This window comes from Alteromonas sp. 5E99-2 (assembly GCF_017368475.1).
Lineage (GTDB): Bacteria > Pseudomonadota > Gammaproteobacteria > Enterobacterales > Alteromonadaceae > Alteromonas_F.
The window spans coordinates 60,844-77,341 of sequence record NZ_JAFNJE010000013.1; the positions used below are offsets into that span (position 1 = coordinate 60,844).

Genomic DNA, 16,498 nt, shown 5'->3' on the forward strand with positions numbered 1-16,498 from the left:
TATTTCTTTGAAATAACCCTTATTTCATTGGCTTTTCAGAGAAGCCTGTCTCCACATGCGGACGAAATGGATTTACTCTGATGTAAGAAGATAAAACAGATCCCGAACTATTCTTGATGACTTTGGTGCTGTGGGCCAGACGTCATGCGGTTTGGTATATGTATGTCTTTTGAAAAAGATGAACTGCTTATGAATATCAAAAGGCAGTCGAAGCGCTTGTCGAAAAAATTATCTTGCCCCCTTGGGCAAGCCCAAGAAGCTATGGCCATATGTGTTTACGAGTGCGGTAGCTATAGCGAATTGTTGATACAGATTAGGTCAGCATCTTTCCGAGATCCTCGTTTAGTTTTAGCTGCATTGTCACCCGGCTCCGATTTATTTTTATTTAAAGTGTTGGCGGATAAACTTGATAGCATTCTGAGAAATTTTGATAACAAATTTCAAGATTACGATATTAATGAAGAAATGGTTATATCCCTTTTTGGCCTTGGGATTGAAGAGTTTAAAGTTAAGATTTCAAGTCAATAATTGGAACTGCACTACAGTTGTTTTTTTATTTTTAAACGATAATATTAGGTGGGGCTGCACGGACAGCCTACGCCTACGCATGGTCATTTTTATCTTGTCCATGAACAGTGAAGCGGAGCATCCGTAAAAATTTGGTTACTTGAACAATAAATAAAGCAATGTGTTGGTAGGCCATTGTTTATTTAAAAGTTGTTTGGAGAACTAAATGATCTCACTTTATCAATTAAAAAATAAGCTTAACATTCAAGCAAAAGAATTTGCTAAGTTATTAGAGTTTCCTGATCTTTACGCACAAGGTCTGTGGGCTAGAGGTGTTTATAACTGTTCCCATTTTTCACAAGCGCATGAGCGTCTGCAAGATGCTTTTGATAGCCGCAATTTAAATTCAATTCTAGAACACAACTCATTTAAATACTTGATGATCAACGAATACGATGATCAAGAAATCATAGATTCACTTCATAAAGAAATCGAGTCAATGGCATCTGAAATTGAAAGTCTGATGCTTGTTGATATTGATACACTAGAACTGATTTCTACGATATACAAAGTTTTAGGTTTGCCTGAAGATGCTCAATTTATAGTTAACACTGGTGCTGACTTTAGATTAGAGTGGCGGCCATATTTTGATTCGTTTGATGATCCGTTGATAGTCCAATACGCAGACTTAAAATTAGACGGTTGCTACTACAGGCTAATTGCTTCTAAATTTCCATTTGAACAGCTCACAATTGATAACATCAAAAAGTACATGTATATCACTCACGTTAATCATGACGGTGAATTCGAGGGCTGCATATCCGACGGAAATAGCTTTTCGAAACATGAAAATTGGTTGATGTTGACACTAGAATTGTTCAATAGCGGCAAAGTAAATAAGACTCAGTTCAATCCAACAACCTTCAAAATTGAGGGGATGCGCTATTTAGTGTATGGCTTCCCACTGATCCCTACTTTTGCATCTGACTGGCACAAGCCGGAGCTTTGTTTACAAGTCAAAAACGTAGATGGTGATCAAAAATTCATTGTTCACATTGATCAGCAAACCCTTGTTTTCTATGCACGCCGTGTTGATACCAACTTTTTTAACACTATCGACTATGAGAAATACATTTCATTGTATCAATCTAGCGTTTTGTCTCACTTTGATGCAGACAACAGTTTACTAAAAGTAGATGAGGTTAAGTATCTGAGTTTTTTCCGTCCATTTTGCATAGAAGATATCAATGGAGCATAAACATGAGACCAAGAGTAAAACTAACTAACGCCACACTTATATCTATTCAGTCAGATTCAGAAGAACAGGTTGAAAAGTGCTTTACGCCACATTTGCTGAAGATAATGAAAATGGTAAAGAAGGAGATACCTTATTCACTACAAAGCAGATGGAAGTAAAGGATCGTGAATATCGAACTTTTGGTGCTGACTTTTATATCTTAGATGCTGAACCTAAAGAGTTTGAAGTAAATGCATTTGAGTTCAATTTAATGCATGAGTGTATGTACTCTCCTGATGAATTATCAGAACAGAGAGAAATGCTCCCGTCTAGCTATTAATTGGGAGTTAACAATTGGATAAAACATATTTAAAGGATGCCAACATAGTATCTGTTTACGACTATAAGGAATTTGAACAAAACTTTCTTGGCGAGTTTTTATCGGGGGTTGTTATTGACGATGAAACATTTAGATTTCGGCCCTTTGAGCAAATAGTGACTTCAAAGGTTGTTGGCAAATCTACTGTCGAGGATAATTTAGAAGTCATCACGCATAGTGGAAGTTGTTATGTGATAGATGCTGATCATAAGTTAATTGATATTTCGTTTGTTGAGTTTGTTGTCATGAGAGCCGGACCTTATTCAGCAGATCGTATTTTAGAAATGAGAGAACAACTTAAGTCTCAAAATAAAAGTCATTAAATAATGAAAATAAGGGGCCTTGAATGACAACAAAAAATTTAATAACTGATCAGCTTAGTGACTTTAAGCAAGAGCTGTGCTTTGTTTTGAGATCAATTAATTGTTTGATCGAAGATACTAATGCTTTAGACGTTGGAAAATACTATTAGATTAGATGTCTAGAACTTCACTATGAATGACTAGACTCAATCATTGACAAAAAGCCTCTACGCTCCATAAGAGTTCAGCATGAGCTAAGCCATTCCCCTGCTGTTTCACAGCAGCAGGATTCCTATTGTGGGGGGTATTTGTTAGTGGGTAACATTTAACCTGTTTGTATGGCTTTTTGCTATAATTAATGAGGTGAGGAGAGTATTGATGAAGAAGCAGCTAGACATAAACTACCCATCGTTATCAGATATTGATATCGACTTTGAAGCTGAGCTTGAATGCTCGCGAGAGAGTTCGTGCGAAGACAAGTCTTATACGTTTGAGACTCATCCGTTTTATAGTCAACTTGGCACAGTTGATTTTGAGATGCCTGATAATGACTGAAGTGAGTATAAGAGAGTAGTTATTCGGTTTGATAATTCAAATACGCTGAAACAAGCTCAAGCAAGCATGCAACTAGAGTCGTTAGCCTTACCTAAAGATATTGAAGTAATATTGAAGAGGGCTTTAACTGACCCCAGCATAACTACAGAGCATGTGTTAGAATTACTTCGTAAACATCATTCTTGTTAGTTGGTAACGTTAATTAGTTGTAGTCCTTTTTGACAACCTTAGCCTCAATGTTTTCTACCAACATATAAGTTCTGTTGTTGATAACAGCGGTTTCACCAACTTTAAGCTTCTCTAGTTCTTGAGGCACAAGCTGGGGCTTGTTTACTGAAGTAACATTGTTTTTATCAAGCCTTTGTTTTCTGCTCACTAGAGCCTCCTTCAGCAGTGTATTTGTCATATGCTTTTTTGATTTCAGGTGTTGATTGATGCGGTATTGATATAACACGGTCACATTGATTACATACCCCAGATAATACCTGCTCTACGATACCCATGCCATTTGAAAAAGGTACGTCTCTGAGCTGAAAAGTAATATCTACGACAGCTTTGCAGTCTTGGCAAACGGCTTTACAAGTATCTCCAACTTTTACCTTCTTCATTTTTTTACCTATTACAGGGTTTGTAAAATATAACCTCTCACAGGTTACAGTTTATGTTAGTGGGTAACGTTTATTTTTTTGATTCTCTTTTGATTGATGCGAGTTTTCTCATTTCGTGTACATTTGTATCTAGGTGCTGTTCACAGCGATACAAAATAATCTTACGGATCGCATTGTTTTCATTTTCAGAAGGGTAGCTGAATATTTCTGTTCTCACATCAACAGCTTTGTTAAAACAGGCATCACACTCATGATTCATTTCTTTCATTTTACGATTATTCATATTTTAAAGTGGTAATTACTACGATTTACTAACAAAGCTAATACTTGTGAGTGGGTAACATATTAATGGCTAAACGTAATCCAGTGCCTATTCATGAACCCTTCTCTCAAAATACCTTTTGCTTCAAGCTTTGTAACCAGCTCTCGCGTACTTGATGAATGCGTTTCTAGCATTATCATTCTTAAAATGTCATGATCGACTTTCATACTAAGCAAGTATTCATCCCAGTTATTTTTGTCCTTTCTAATGGAAAGTCTGTCAAATAATTCTGAATCGATAGGGATTTGCCTTTTTCTTTTACTGCTATTTCGCTTATGTTTTGCTTGACGTTTTTTAGCTTGATATCTTCTCCAGAAGTCAGGCCCCAAGGCATCTATAGCCTCTTGCAGTAACTTGATATCTGATTCATCTGCTTTGAATTCAGCGTCTTGCCACGTTTTTATCCTTTCTTTGATATCGCTTTCTTTTTCTTCTGTTATGCCGTCTTTAGCAAGCTCTTCAAAATACTGCTCAATTCGACTTTTTACCGCAGCAGGAGACTTGTTTTTACGATACCCCTTCAATGCTAACTTTTCAGTTATTTCAAGTAACTTCTCTCTAGGTTCCATTTCGTATCTGAAGCGGTCCTTATTTAAATAGTCACCGTTTGATAGGTCATCAACTATCTCATGGATATTGTCAGCAGAAACTCCTTTCTTACGTCGTCCTCGCTGCTTTTTAACGACTTCTTCGCTATTTTCTGTTTCGTTATCCATCATTTTTCCTTCTGAACTGCGCTCTAAAATATTATAGTTTCCCACTCACAAATATAAAATTTAATTTTATGTTACTGGGTAACTTTTTTAATTTCTTCTGTTAATAGGTAGGCAAGGGCTGTATTTCGTTTATCTGTCGCACCTTGTCGTTCAATGGCGGCTTCAAGAAAGGACTTAGTGCCAACAAGGTGAATTTCCTGTTCTGCACGGGTGATTGCGGTATAGAGCCAGTTTCTGACTATCATGCGAGAGCTATTTACAGAGACGATAACGCGTTTAAATTGGCTCCCTTGGGCTTTGTGTAACGATCGCATAAGCAGGCTTTATGGACTCTAACAAGGTCTGGTTCAACTGTATTACTTCACCACTGTCATCAAGTTGGACCTCCCCAAACTCTGATTCTTCACTTGCTAATCCGATAAGAGTACATAGTGAACCGTTTTGAACTCCCATTTCAATATTGTTCTTTGTAAAGATGATCGGGTCATTCAATTTGATAGGAAGTATTGCTCGCTGACCAAGCCACTCGAACTCCAAATTGTCTGAGTTAGCGTTGATAGACTGCTGGCAATGCTTATTGAGAACGTCAATGCCACCTTTTTCATTCTTATACGTCGCTGCTGTTATGCGGCTATTAGCGGGGTCCTTGGTGTATAAGTCAACGCATGTTTGATTGATATCATCCTCATTTGTCCAATGAAAAGTGACATTACCAAAAGATAATTCTGGCGGGATAACGCCTTGAGCTATACATGAAGAATACTCTGGAATCCCAGTGCTGCCTTATTGCCTCTTTACGATATCAAGCGTTGCGACAGGCACTATGCCGCTATCTACAACATCTTTAAGCACCAAGCCAAAGTCAATAGGTGGAGGCTGGTTTTGTTTTTTGGGTCAATGAAAATAGTCGTTTGGTGCGAATCGGTACGTCATTTCATCGACACAGATACTCCATAAAATTTTCCCTATCATTTCTTCACCATCAATAATAGAAACGATGTGCCAGTCTTTAACAATTGTATTCATGATCAAAGCTCCGTAAAAATTTTAAGGTGATCATAGAAAAATAGTTTTTAAAAAGATAACGAAAGCGTGGATCTAATATCGACTTTTTCACTCTAAACTTGGCGTTGACGATAGACTTCTACTATGGCCATGATCAGACAAATAGATATTTGTTAGCCATTAATTTTACAAATAATAATTAACTTATTGGTGGTGAAATTGAGCCTTGTTCCCCTGTCATGCTGATCGTGTTTCGGCTTATTAATTTTTGTTGTTCCATAAGGTGGTATTTGGTGTGCCATTCGGATGAGAATTTACAATTAGCCGTCAATTAGGGAATATAGAACAGCGATCAATCTGTCTTTTTTAACTTATCTTAATGATGCTATCAAAATGATTGCTTCTTTTACCTGAATCATGTAAGTTGATAATTAATAATCATAAAAATAACTTATGAACTAGATGGATTTAGAAAAGCTAAATTACGCACAACGAGAGCGTATTGCGTTTATTGATTTTTGCTTGCAATTTGTAGGACAAATAGCGCGTGCAGATCTGATCAATCACTTCAAAACTGGCCTAGCTTCTTGCTCTAGAGATTTAACGCTTTATAAAGAATTAGCGCCTAATAACCTTAAATTAAAACACGAAGATAAACAGTACTATCGTACAAACGAGTTCCGGCCTGTATTTACCCATAACCCTGAAGCCGTTTTAACTAGCCTTTGCAGAGGTTTTGGCGATGGCTTATCGAATGGTTCACAACCATCAGAGCATTGCTCTGATGCGACTCGTTTGATCCATCCTGATTCAGAAGTGATTGCCACTTTAATGCGTGCAATCAATAGTAAAAAAGCGGTTCGATGCGATTATGTTTCTCTGTCATCAGGTGAAAGCAGCAGAGAGATTGTCCCTCATGCCATTGCGAATAACGGTCAACGTTGGCACGTTAGAGCGTTTGATCGTAAGAGCAAAGAGTTTCGTGATTTCGTCTGCACGCGATTACAAAACGTTTCAGAAATTCACCAAACAATAAGTGACAATCAACTCGCAGCAAATGACATGAGTTGGAACAACATTATTGATATTGAGTTAAGCGTTCACCCATCGATTAAACATAAAAAAGCAATAGAGCTAGATTACAACATGATTGATGGTGTTTTGGGCTTAGAAGTAAGAGAGGCTCTGCTTGGCTACCTTATGCGACAGTGGAATGTAGATTGTACTAAAAATGCCTCCTTAGTGGGTGATGAGTATCACCTTTGGCTAAGCAATATAAATGAATTAGAGAACGTGGCGAGTATGACAATCTCGCCCGGATACAAATAGAATTTTAAGATTTAATCAAAGCGAAAGAATCGCTTTTTATAGGAATAACAATGGATCACAGCGTACACAACAAATTAGTTTCTTTCATATGGTCAATTGCTGACGACTGCCTCCGTGACGTATACGTGCGTGGTAAATATCGTGACGTAATTTTGCCTATGGTTGTTCTTCGTAGATTAGATACTTTACTAGAACCAACCAAAGAAGCAGTGCTTGCTGAAGTTAAATTTCAGTTAGAAGAGATGGAAGCAACGGAGCTTGACGATGCACCATTAACGGCTGAAACAGGTTATGTGTTTTACAACACTTCAAAGTGGACTTTAAAAAGCTTGTTCAGCACTGCTACAAACAATCAGCAGATATTATTGGCTAACTTTGAAGAATATCTAAATGGCTTCAGTGCCAATGTAAAAGAGATTGTCGAGTGCTTTAACCTTAAAGCACAAGTGCGCCATATGGCGGGTAAAGATGTATTACTCGATGTACTTGAAAAGTTTGTATCGCCTTATATTAATTTAACTCCGCACGACAAAGAAGACCCTGATGGTAATAAGCTTCCACCATTGTCGAATCTCGGCATGGGTTATGTTTTTGAAGAACTAATCAGAAAGTTTAATGAAGAAAACAATGAAGAGGCTGGTGAGCATTTCACGCCTCGTGAAGTTATTGAATTGATGATCCACTTACTGTTTGATCCGCTGAAAGGTAACTTGCCAGACCCATTAACCATTTATGATAGTGCGTGTGGTAGTGGCGGTATGCTTACTGAAGCGCAGAACTTTATAGAAGAAAAGTTTCCAATCGAAGGCACAAAACGCGATATTCACCTCTTTGGTAAAGAGATCAATGATGAGACTTACGCCATATGCAAGTCAGATATGATGATCAAAGGCAATAACCCAGAAAATATTCGTGTTGGCTCTACGCTTTCAGTTGATGAGTTTGCAGGTAAAACCTTTGATTTTTCAGCACAAAACCCACCGTATGGCAAGAGCTGGGCCAGTGAACTAAAGAATATTAAAGATGGTTCAGATGTTATCGATCCGCGCTTTATCGTGGAGTTAGCTGATTATTGGGGTAACAAATCAAAAGTGGATGCCACCCCTCGCTCTAGCGATGGGCAGTTGCTATTTTTGATGGAAGTTGTAAGTAAGATGAAGCGGCTAGATATTAGCCCACTGGGTTCTCGTGTGGCTTCTATTCATAATGGCTCCAGCTTATTTACAGGTGATGCAGGGTCTGGCGAGAGTAATATTCGCAGGTACATCATTGAAAACGATATGCTCGATGCCATAGTGCAACTACCAAACAATTTGTTCTATAACACGGGTATCACTACTTATATTTGGCTACTTAGCAATAACAAACCTGAGGAACGAAAAGGTAAAGTTCAGCTTATTGATTCCAGTCTACTCTTTAAAAAATTGCGAAAGAATTTAGGTAACAAAAATTGTGAATTTTCGCCTGAGCATATTGCAGAGATTATGCAAACATACCTAAGTGCTGCCAATGTCGAGCGTAAGTTAAATGACAACAATGATCCTGTCGGTATTGCCGCGAAGGTTTTTGATAATAAAGACTTTGGTTACTACAAGGTAAATATTGATCGCCCAGATAGACGTTGCGCTCAGTTTCAAGAAGAACTTATAGCCCCACTGCGCTTTGATAAATCTCTACGAGAACCAATGGAATATTTGTTTAGCGAGTATGGCGACAAAGTATATGAAACAGGCTTCCTAAAAAAAATCGAAAATGACGTTATCATCTGGTGTGAAGACAAAAATGTAAGTTTAAATGCCAAAGCTAAAAGCAAACTGCTTGATACCAAACAGTGGCAAAAACTTAGAGAACTTGTAAATACGGCTAACCAATTAAAAGCTGCGTTTGAAAGTAAAAAATTAAGTGGAAGCAATGACTTCAACAAATTTAAAGCCGATGTTGATGTAGAGTTAAAAACGCTAGAAATTAAACTTAGTGCCTCAGACAAGAAAGCGATTTTAGATGCCGTTAGTTGGTACGATGAAGATGCCGTAAAAGTAGTTAAGAAGGTTGTTAAATTTAAGCAAGATAAGTTTGATGAGCTATTACATCACTTAGGTTGTGAAGCGTCAGATTTGGCAGATTTTGGTTACTTTCCATCAACAGAGAGTGACGTTGAAGGTAAAAAATTAGAGTTTACTACGTATGAAACTAACTCTGATTTGCGTGATGTAGAGTCAGTACCGCTAACCTATCTTGAAGATAAAGACTCTAACAACAGCGAAATTCACCAATATTTCCTTGATGAAGTAAAACCTCATGTCGAAGATGCATGGATTAATTTAGACAGTACTAAAGTCGGTTACGAAATAAGTTTTAATAAATATTTTTATCGCCATAAGCCATTGCGTTCAATGAATGAGGTGGCGTCAGATATTATTCAGCTTGAGCAAAAAGCTGAAGGACTGATTGCTGATATTCTAGGTGTTGATGTATCAAGAGTTCAGGGAGATTAGAGTGATCGATTTAGCGAATGTACCTAAATATAAATCTTATAAAGAGTCTGGTGAAGAATGGATTGGAAGTATACCTACTAATTGGGAATTGGTTCCTATCAGGGCAATATTCAAGTTCCGAAATGAGAAAAATGATCCTGTAAAAACTGAAAACATCTTATCATTGTCTATTGCACATGGTGTAACTGAGTACTCTGAAGAGGGCCGAGGAGGCAATAAAAGAAAAGATGATTTGTCAGCTTACAAAATAGCACATCCGAAAGATATTGTTATGAACAGCATGAATGTTATTGTTGGAGCTGTGGGGATGTCAAAATACTATGGTGCGATTAGTCCAGTGTATTATGCACTTTATACTCAAAAAGATGATGCTCTTGTTGAGTATTATGAAAAGATTTTTTTAAACGAGGGCTTTCAAAGAGGGCTGTTAAAATTCGGCAAAGGGATTCTTATAAAACTTAGTGGTACTGGGAAATTAAATACAATTCGCATGAAGGTTTCTACTAATGATTTAAAGACGCTTTACTTTCCCAAACCTCCAATAGCAGAGCAAAAGCTTATATATAGCTTTTTAGAAAACAAAATATCGCAAATAGATGAAGCGATTGGTATAAAAAAACGGCAGATTGAACTTCTCAAAGAGCGTAGCCAAGTTATTATTCAAAATGCTGTCACTCAGGGTTTAGAGCCTTCAACTTTGAAGAAAGAATCTGGAATTCAATGGCTAGGTGAGATTCCTTCTCACTGGAAAATCGCTCTGGCAAAGCATTCACTACAAAAACTAGAAAGGCCACGTAAGCAAAATGGCGATACCGTAATTTGTTCAAATCATGGATGTACAAAGTTATTAGGTGATGTCAATCAAGGGTTAGTTTCATTAACGCAACATGATTATCAAGGAGTTAATGAAGGAGATCTTTTAGTTCATGGAATGGATGCATGGCATGGTGCAATTGCAATATCAAAGCATTCTGGTGACTGTACTTCTGTCGTCCATGTCTGTGATAGCAAGCACAATAAAGGGTTTATTGCATACTTTCTTAAAATGTTAGCGATTATGAACGTTTATAAAGTCATTTCTAACGGAGTAAGGCAAAACACTAGTGACTTTAGGAGCTGGTCAAAATTTGGAGATATTGAAATCCTCATCCCACCAAGGGATGAACAAGACGCTATTGAATCTTTTCTTGATCAACAAATTAGCAAGACTGAACAAGCAATTTCATTAGCTGAACAACAAATCATCAAGCTGAAAGAATATAAAGCAACTTTAATAGATAAAGCTGTTACGGGAAAAATCAAAGTTCCGGGTGTCATTGAAGGATAAAAGTAAAAGGATAATTAACGTGAATCAGCAAATAGAAAATCGCATAGAAGCAAATGACACGAGCATTAATAGCTTACTCAAAGGGCAAAAGTTTTACATAGACTATTTCCAGCGGGAATACCGCTGGGGAGAGTCTCATATAAAAACCTTAGTAGAAGACTTAACTAATACCTTTTTAAAGTCATACAAAGACGGTGACGCACCAGAAGCTGTGGGCAGTTACCAAAGTTATTACTTAGGACCTGTTGTCTTTAGTATTAACCCAGAAACGGCTAAAAAATCGATTATTGACGGACAGCAGCGTATTACTTCAATCACTCTATTGCTGATTTATCTAAATAATCGCCAAAAAGACTTTGATGATGACGATAAAGTTCAAATTGCCGATCTAATTTTCTCTGTTAAGCATCGTGTTAAATCTTTTAATATGACTGATGAAAATCGTGAGCCTTGCTTAAAGTCACTCTTTGAAACAGGCGATTACTCATTGCAAGATGATGACGATGAAACAGTCGAAAATATGCTTAATCGCTATCTAGATATTGATAGTTGTTTTCCTGAAGAAATTGACGAAAAAGCACTGCCATTTTTCATTGACTGGTTTATTGAGAACGTTGTTGTTATCGAAATTAAAGCCTATTCAGATGAGAATGCTTACACCATCTTTGAAACCATGAATGACCGTGGTTTAAACCTTACATCAACTGAGATGCTCAAGGGGTACGTGTTATCAAAGATCACTGATAGAAAGCAACGTAACGAAATAAATGATGTTTGGAAAACTGCGATACAGTCGTTGCATCAAATCGACAAAAATGCCGATCAAAGCTTTTTCCATGCATGGTTCCGTGGTCACTACGCTAATAGTATTCGCCCCGGTAAAGCTGGCTCAGAAAATCAAGATTTTGAATTAATCGGTTCTCGTTTTCACAATTGGTTTAAAGACAATCACCTAGAATTATTTGAATTAGAAAGTTCGAATGACTTTTATCAGTTCTTCAAAGTACAGTTTCCATTCTATGTAAAGTGGTACTTGGCCTACAAAGAAGCCAGTAAGCAATATACACCTGCGCTTGCTCATATCCATTATGTGAAAAATTGGGGAATAGCTGACTCACTACAAGAGCCAATGATCTTGGCACCAATTTGTGTGGGTGATGATGAAACCACTATTAAAGCCAAATTAAATGCGACTGCTAAGTACATAGAAACGTTTACGGTTCGCAGAAGCGTGAATTACAAGAAGTTTGGTCAAACTGCTATCAAGTACACCATGTTCAATATTATCAAGGCTGTGCGTAGTAATGAGTTGAATAAGCTTATCGAAAACTATCAGCATTTTGCTGGTGACATTCCGCAAAAATGGGATGCAGTGGAGCAATTTAGATTGCACGGCATGAATAGAAAGTTTGTTAAGCACCTTCTTTGCCGCATCAGTAGTTATGTTGATGGTTTAGTGGGTAAAGATATTAGTTACACGCAGTACTTTGCACCCAAAGGCAAGCCGTTTGAAATAGAGCATATTTGGGCCGACAAGTTTGAAGAACACAAAGACGAATTTGAACAAATTACCGATTTTCAAACATGGCGAAACAACATTGGTGCATTGATTCTGTTGCCGCAAGGCACTAATCAGTCATTTAACAGTGATAAGTATTCAGACAAACGTGACCACTACATCAAAGAAAATACCTATGCTCAAACCCTTCATGAGAAGTACTACGAGAAAAACCCTAACTTCTTAAAACCTGAGCAAGTGAAGGCTATAGGATTCAAATCACATAAAGACTTTCTTAAAGATGATATAGCAGAAAGAAATAAAGTGGTTCAGCGTATTTGCGAACAAATTTGGGATTTTTAGGGAAGAAGTATGGTTAGTCAAACAAACGAACAAGCATTAGAGGCTGCGATAGAAAAAGCATTAACGGGAACTTGCCTAGAAGACATTAAAGCAGGTGTGCAAGAAGCTGCACCTGATTTTGGCAACAAGTTTTATAAGCTTGGTCAACCAACTGATTTTGATATGCATTATGCGTTAGACACGAACTTTTTCTGGCAGTTCTTAGAAACTACGCAAGAAGAAGAGCTAGAAAAGCTAAAACGCAATAGCCCTAATGATTGGCAGCGTAAAGTACTTGAACGTTTTGACCGACTGATAAAAAAGCACGGCATATTACACCTATTAAAAAAAGGCTTAAGTGTTGATGACGCGCATTTAAACTTAATGTATCCAGCTCCGCTAGCAAGTAGCAGTGACAAAGTTCATCAGAACTTTGCGGCAAATATATTCAGCGCAACTCGACAGCTTCATTATTCAAAAGCAAACCCGCTTCAAGAAATAGACATGGTGCTGTTCATCAATGGTATTCCATTAATAACCTTAGAGCTTAAGAATGCATGGACAGGGCAAACAGCGCGATATCACGGTCAAAAGCAGTATCGTAATGATAGAGATATAACTCAACCGTTACTGCAATTTGGTAGGTGCTTAGTTCATATGGCGGTTGATACCGATGAAGTGTATATGACCACCAAGCTTGCAGGTAAAAGTACTTTCTTCTTGCCATTCAATAAAGGTAATGGTCATGGACAAGGTAATCCGCCAAATATGTTTGGTCATAAGACTTCATATCTATGGGAAGAAGTATTTACCAAAGAAAGTTTGGCTAACATTATTCAGCATTTTGTCCGCTTAGATGGCTCAAGCAAAGATGATCTCAAAAAGCGCACACTTTTCTTCCCTCGTTATCATCAAATGGATGTTGTTCGTAAGTTAGTAAACCATGCCGCCACGCATGGCGTGGGACAAACCTATCTTATTCAACATTCGGCTGGCTCTGGTAAGTCTAATTCTATAACGTGGGCTGCGTATCAGCTTATTGAAACTTACCCACACTCATCAGATGTACCGGGAAGTAGAGGCGTAGAGCAGCCATTATTTGATTCGGTGATTGTTGTAACGGACAGAAGGCTTTTAGATAAACAACTAAGAGATAATATTAAAGAATTCTCTGAAGTTAAGAATATTGTAGCTCCCGCTTTTAAATCATCAGAACTAAAGTCAGCACTCGAAAATGGTAAGAAGATCATTATCACTACAATTCAGAAGTTCCCATTTATCATTGATGGTATCAGTGATTTAAGTGATAAACGTTTTGCTGTGATCATTGATGAAGCGCATAGCTCCCAGTCAGGTTCTGCTCATGACAACATGAACCGGGCTATGGGTAAATCTGAAATAGAAGAAGTTGAGGACGCTCAAGATAAAGTACTTCAAGCTATGCGCTCAAGAAAGATGCGAGGTAACGCATCTTACTTAGCATTCACTGCAACACCTAAAAACAGTACCTTAGAGAAATTCGGACAGCAGCAAGAAGACGGTAGTTTTAAGCCATTCCATCTGTATTCAATGAAACAAGCGATTGAGGAAGGCTTTATTCTTGATGTAATAGCGAATTATACCACTTATAAAAGTTATTATGAGATTGAAAAGTCAATTCAGGACAACCCTGAATTCGATACTAAGAAAGCTCAGAAACGACTACGTGCATACGTAGAGACTAGTCAGCAAACCATCGATACCAAAGCTGAAATCATGCTTGAGCACTTTATACCGCATGTTGTGAATAGCAAAAAGCTTAAAGGTAAAGCTAAAGGGATGGTTGTTACTCAAAATATAGAAACAGCTATTCGTTATTACAAAGCGATAACTAGACAGCTTGAGCAACAAGGCAATCCATTTAAGGCCGTTATTGCATTTTCTGGAACCAAAGAAGTTGACGGTATTGAATATACTGAAGCAGATATGAATGGTTTTCCAGAAGGAGAGACCAAAGATAAATTTGATACAGATGAATATCGCTTACTGGTCGTCGCTAATAAGTATTTAACAGGCTTTGATCAGCCAAAACTGTGCGCAATGTACGTTGATAAAAAGTTAGCGAGTGTACTTTGTGTTCAAACGTTGTCACGTCTAAACCGCTCAGCACCTAAGTTTGGCAAAAAGACAGAGGATCTGTTTGTGCTAGATTTCTTTAATAGTGTTGATGATATTAAAACATCATTTGACCCATTCTACACTTCAACAACGTTATCAGAAGCTACTGACATCAATGTATTGCATGAGTTGAAAGATTCGATGGATGATGTTGGTGTTTACGAATGGTATGAAGTTGAAGACTTTATTAAACGTTATTTTAACAATGAAGATGCTCAAACGCTTAGCCCAATCATCGATAGCGCTGCGAATCGTTTTAATTACGAATTAGAGCTTGAAGACGAAGATAAAGTTGATTTCAAAGTAAAAGCTAAACAGTTCGTGAAAATCTACGGGCAGATGGCTTCAATCATGCCATATGAGATTGTTGCATGGGAAAAACTGTTTTGGTTTTTAAAATTCTTAATACCAAAACTTATTGTTAAAGACCCTGACTCTGAAGCGCTTGATGAATTATTAGAGTCCGTTGACTTAAGTTCCTATGGCCTTCAGCGGGTTAAGTTGAATTATGGTATTGGACTTAATGCAGAAGAAACAGAGTTAACACCACAGAACCCTAATCCTCGTGGAGTGCATGGCGGTGAAGAGGAGCGAGATCCGCTAGACGATATCATCAAGAACTTTAACGAAAGATGGTTCCAAGGCTGGAGTGCAACTCCAGAGGAACAGAAAGTTAAATTTATTAATATTGCAGAAAGTATTAAGCAGCATCCTGATTTTGAAGCTAAATACCAAAACAACCCTGATCCACATAACCGAGAACTAGCATTCGAAAAAATGCTGAAAGAGGTAATGTTGGCTAGGCGTAAAGATGAGCTGGAACTTTACAAGCTTTTTGCTGGAGATCCCGCTTTTAAAGCATCTTGGATGCAAAGTATGCAGCGAACAGTTGGTTTATAGAAATAACAGAAAATAGGCGGTATTAGTTTTTTACTGCTGATCAAATATCTGAATCTCAAAAGTGTTAGTTGAATATTCACGACAATTTATCTTTGCCACATGGTGAACGAAATTCACTGCTTAATTTCGTTCATGAACGAAACTATATATTTGACTTTCGTACACTCTTATTATAAGGTGTACGAAAGTTATAGGTTTCGTACATATGAAAGTTGGATTTGCAAGAGTATCTACTAAAGAACAAGATTTAAATATTCAGCTTAAGCATTTAGCTGACTTTGGCTGTGAAAAAATATTCCACGGTAAACAATCTGGCGCATCTCTTGAAAATGATGGTAAATTAAAAGAATTAGTAGACTTTATCCGTGAGGGAGATGAAGTCATTGTTACTCGCCTTGATCGCCTTGGGCGATCATTAAAGACTATTTTGGATGCCATCGATAATATTCACTTGAAAGGAGCGTGCCTCAACATAATTGATGGTTCACTTAATACGAGTAATGACAATCCATTTTCAAATGCAATGATCAACTTATGCGGAGTTTTCGCTCAACTTGAGCGAGATCTTATAAAGGCTAGAACAGCAGAAGGGCGTGCTGAAGCCAAAGCTAAAGGGCAGCACCTTGGACGAACACCTGCGTTATCTGATAAACAAGCAAAAGAATTATTAAAGGATAAGCAGAATGGCGAGTCAATCGCAGCTCTAGCTCGCAAGTATGGTGTAGGTAGGCCTACCGTGCATCGGACGTTAGATAGAATGGGATATCAGAGCAATCAATTGGACAAGTGATGATATTGAAAATAGGGATATTTACCCCA

General features: G+C 37.7%; 18 protein-coding genes. 11 read left to right on the forward strand and 7 right to left on the reverse strand.

From position 1 onward, the window contains the following. Nucleotides 1-162 precede the first annotated feature (162 nt). The 5 genes from J3L16_RS13265 (at nt 163) to J3L16_RS13285 (ending at nt 2,980) form a co-directional block, all read left to right on the forward strand. Nucleotides 163-528 carry a hypothetical protein gene (locus J3L16_RS13265; RefSeq protein WP_207613471.1) on the forward strand — a complete coding sequence of 122 codons (366 nt, stop codon included), beginning with the start codon at nt 163-165 and terminating at the stop codon, nt 526-528. Between the two features lie 205 nt (nt 529-733). Continuing rightward, on the forward strand, nt 734-1,765 hold the full coding sequence (locus J3L16_RS13270; protein WP_207613472.1) for a hypothetical protein: 1,032 nt from the start codon (nt 734-736) through the stop codon (nt 1,763-1,765). A gap of 76 nt (nt 1,766-1,841) precedes the next feature. Continuing rightward, on the forward strand, nt 1,842-2,084 hold the full coding sequence (locus tag J3L16_RS13275; RefSeq protein WP_242698834.1) for a hypothetical protein: 243 nt from the start codon (nt 1,842-1,844) through the stop codon (nt 2,082-2,084). Nucleotides 2,085-2,098: 14 nt separating this feature from the next. After that, nucleotides 2,099-2,446 carry a hypothetical protein gene (locus J3L16_RS13280; protein WP_207613473.1) on the forward strand — a complete coding sequence of 116 codons (348 nt, stop codon included), beginning with the start codon at nt 2,099-2,101 and terminating at the stop codon, nt 2,444-2,446. A 357-nt stretch (nt 2,447-2,803) separates the two neighbouring features. Further along, complete coding sequence (locus tag J3L16_RS13285) at nt 2,804-2,980, forward strand: hypothetical protein (protein ID WP_207613474.1); 177 nt, start codon at nt 2,804-2,806, stop codon at nt 2,978-2,980. A 202-nt stretch (nt 2,981-3,182) separates the two neighbouring features. Here J3L16_RS13285 and J3L16_RS13290 read toward each other — a convergent pair whose 3' ends face one another. From J3L16_RS13290 to J3L16_RS16450, 7 genes are all read right to left on the reverse strand, one after another. Then, nucleotides 3,183-3,356 carry a hypothetical protein gene (locus J3L16_RS13290; RefSeq protein ID WP_207613475.1) on the reverse strand — a complete coding sequence of 58 codons (174 nt, stop codon included), beginning with the start codon at nt 3,354-3,356 and terminating at the stop codon, nt 3,183-3,185. Then, nucleotides 3,334-3,588, reverse strand: coding sequence for a hypothetical protein (locus J3L16_RS13295; protein WP_207613476.1), 255 nt, complete (start codon nt 3,586-3,588; stop codon nt 3,334-3,336). The genes J3L16_RS13290 and J3L16_RS13295 overlap by 23 nt, the downstream gene beginning before the upstream one ends. Nucleotides 3,589-3,658: 70 nt before the next feature. Next, the gene (locus J3L16_RS13300; protein WP_207613477.1) at nt 3,659-3,871 is read right to left on the reverse strand and encodes a hypothetical protein; all 213 of its coding nucleotides are present in this window, start codon (nt 3,869-3,871) and stop codon (nt 3,659-3,661) included. A gap of 62 nt (nt 3,872-3,933) precedes the next feature. Next, entirely contained in the window at nt 3,934-4,626 is a 693-nt protein-coding gene (locus J3L16_RS13305; protein WP_207613478.1) for a hypothetical protein, read from the reverse strand. Nucleotides 4,627-4,697: 71 nt separating this feature from the next. Continuing rightward, nucleotides 4,698-4,940, reverse strand: a complete 243-nt coding sequence (locus J3L16_RS13310; protein ID WP_207613479.1) for an ATP-binding domain-containing protein — start codon at nt 4,938-4,940, stop codon at nt 4,698-4,700. Further along, complete coding sequence (locus tag J3L16_RS13315; protein WP_207613480.1) at nt 4,903-5,079, reverse strand: hypothetical protein; 177 nt, start codon at nt 5,077-5,079, stop codon at nt 4,903-4,905. The genes J3L16_RS13310 and J3L16_RS13315 overlap by 38 nt, the downstream gene beginning before the upstream one ends. A gap of 441 nt (nt 5,080-5,520) precedes the next feature. Next, nucleotides 5,521-5,652: a hypothetical protein gene (locus J3L16_RS16450; RefSeq protein WP_278252873.1), complete on the reverse strand. Its 132-nt coding sequence runs from the start codon at nt 5,650-5,652 to the stop codon at nt 5,521-5,523. Nucleotides 5,653-6,093: 441 nt separating this feature from the next. Here J3L16_RS16450 and J3L16_RS13320 point away from each other — a divergent pair, with 441 nt between their 5' ends. The 6 genes from J3L16_RS13320 (at nt 6,094) to J3L16_RS13345 (ending at nt 16,469) form a co-directional block, all read left to right on the forward strand. Beyond that, nucleotides 6,094-6,960 carry a WYL domain-containing protein gene (locus J3L16_RS13320; protein ID WP_207613481.1) on the forward strand — a complete coding sequence of 289 codons (867 nt, stop codon included), beginning with the start codon at nt 6,094-6,096 and terminating at the stop codon, nt 6,958-6,960. A gap of 50 nt (nt 6,961-7,010) precedes the next feature. Next, nucleotides 7,011-9,455, forward strand: a complete 2,445-nt coding sequence (locus J3L16_RS13325; RefSeq protein ID WP_207613482.1) for a class I SAM-dependent DNA methyltransferase — start codon at nt 7,011-7,013, stop codon at nt 9,453-9,455. Nucleotide 9,456: 1 nt separating this feature from the next. Continuing rightward, on the forward strand, nt 9,457-10,782 hold the full coding sequence (locus tag J3L16_RS13330) for a hypothetical protein (RefSeq protein ID WP_207613483.1): 1,326 nt from the start codon (nt 9,457-9,459) through the stop codon (nt 10,780-10,782). 19 nt (nt 10,783-10,801) lie between these two features. Continuing rightward, nucleotides 10,802-12,643, forward strand: a complete 1,842-nt coding sequence (locus J3L16_RS13335; protein ID WP_207613484.1) for a DUF262 domain-containing protein — start codon at nt 10,802-10,804, stop codon at nt 12,641-12,643. A gap of 9 nt (nt 12,644-12,652) precedes the next feature. Further along, nucleotides 12,653-15,679, forward strand: a complete 3,027-nt coding sequence (locus J3L16_RS13340; RefSeq protein ID WP_207613485.1) for a type I restriction endonuclease subunit R — start codon at nt 12,653-12,655, stop codon at nt 15,677-15,679. A gap of 205 nt (nt 15,680-15,884) precedes the next feature. Then, complete coding sequence (locus J3L16_RS13345; RefSeq protein WP_207613486.1) at nt 15,885-16,469, forward strand: recombinase family protein; 585 nt, start codon at nt 15,885-15,887, stop codon at nt 16,467-16,469. The last annotated feature ends 29 nt before the right edge of the window (nt 16,470-16,498 follow it).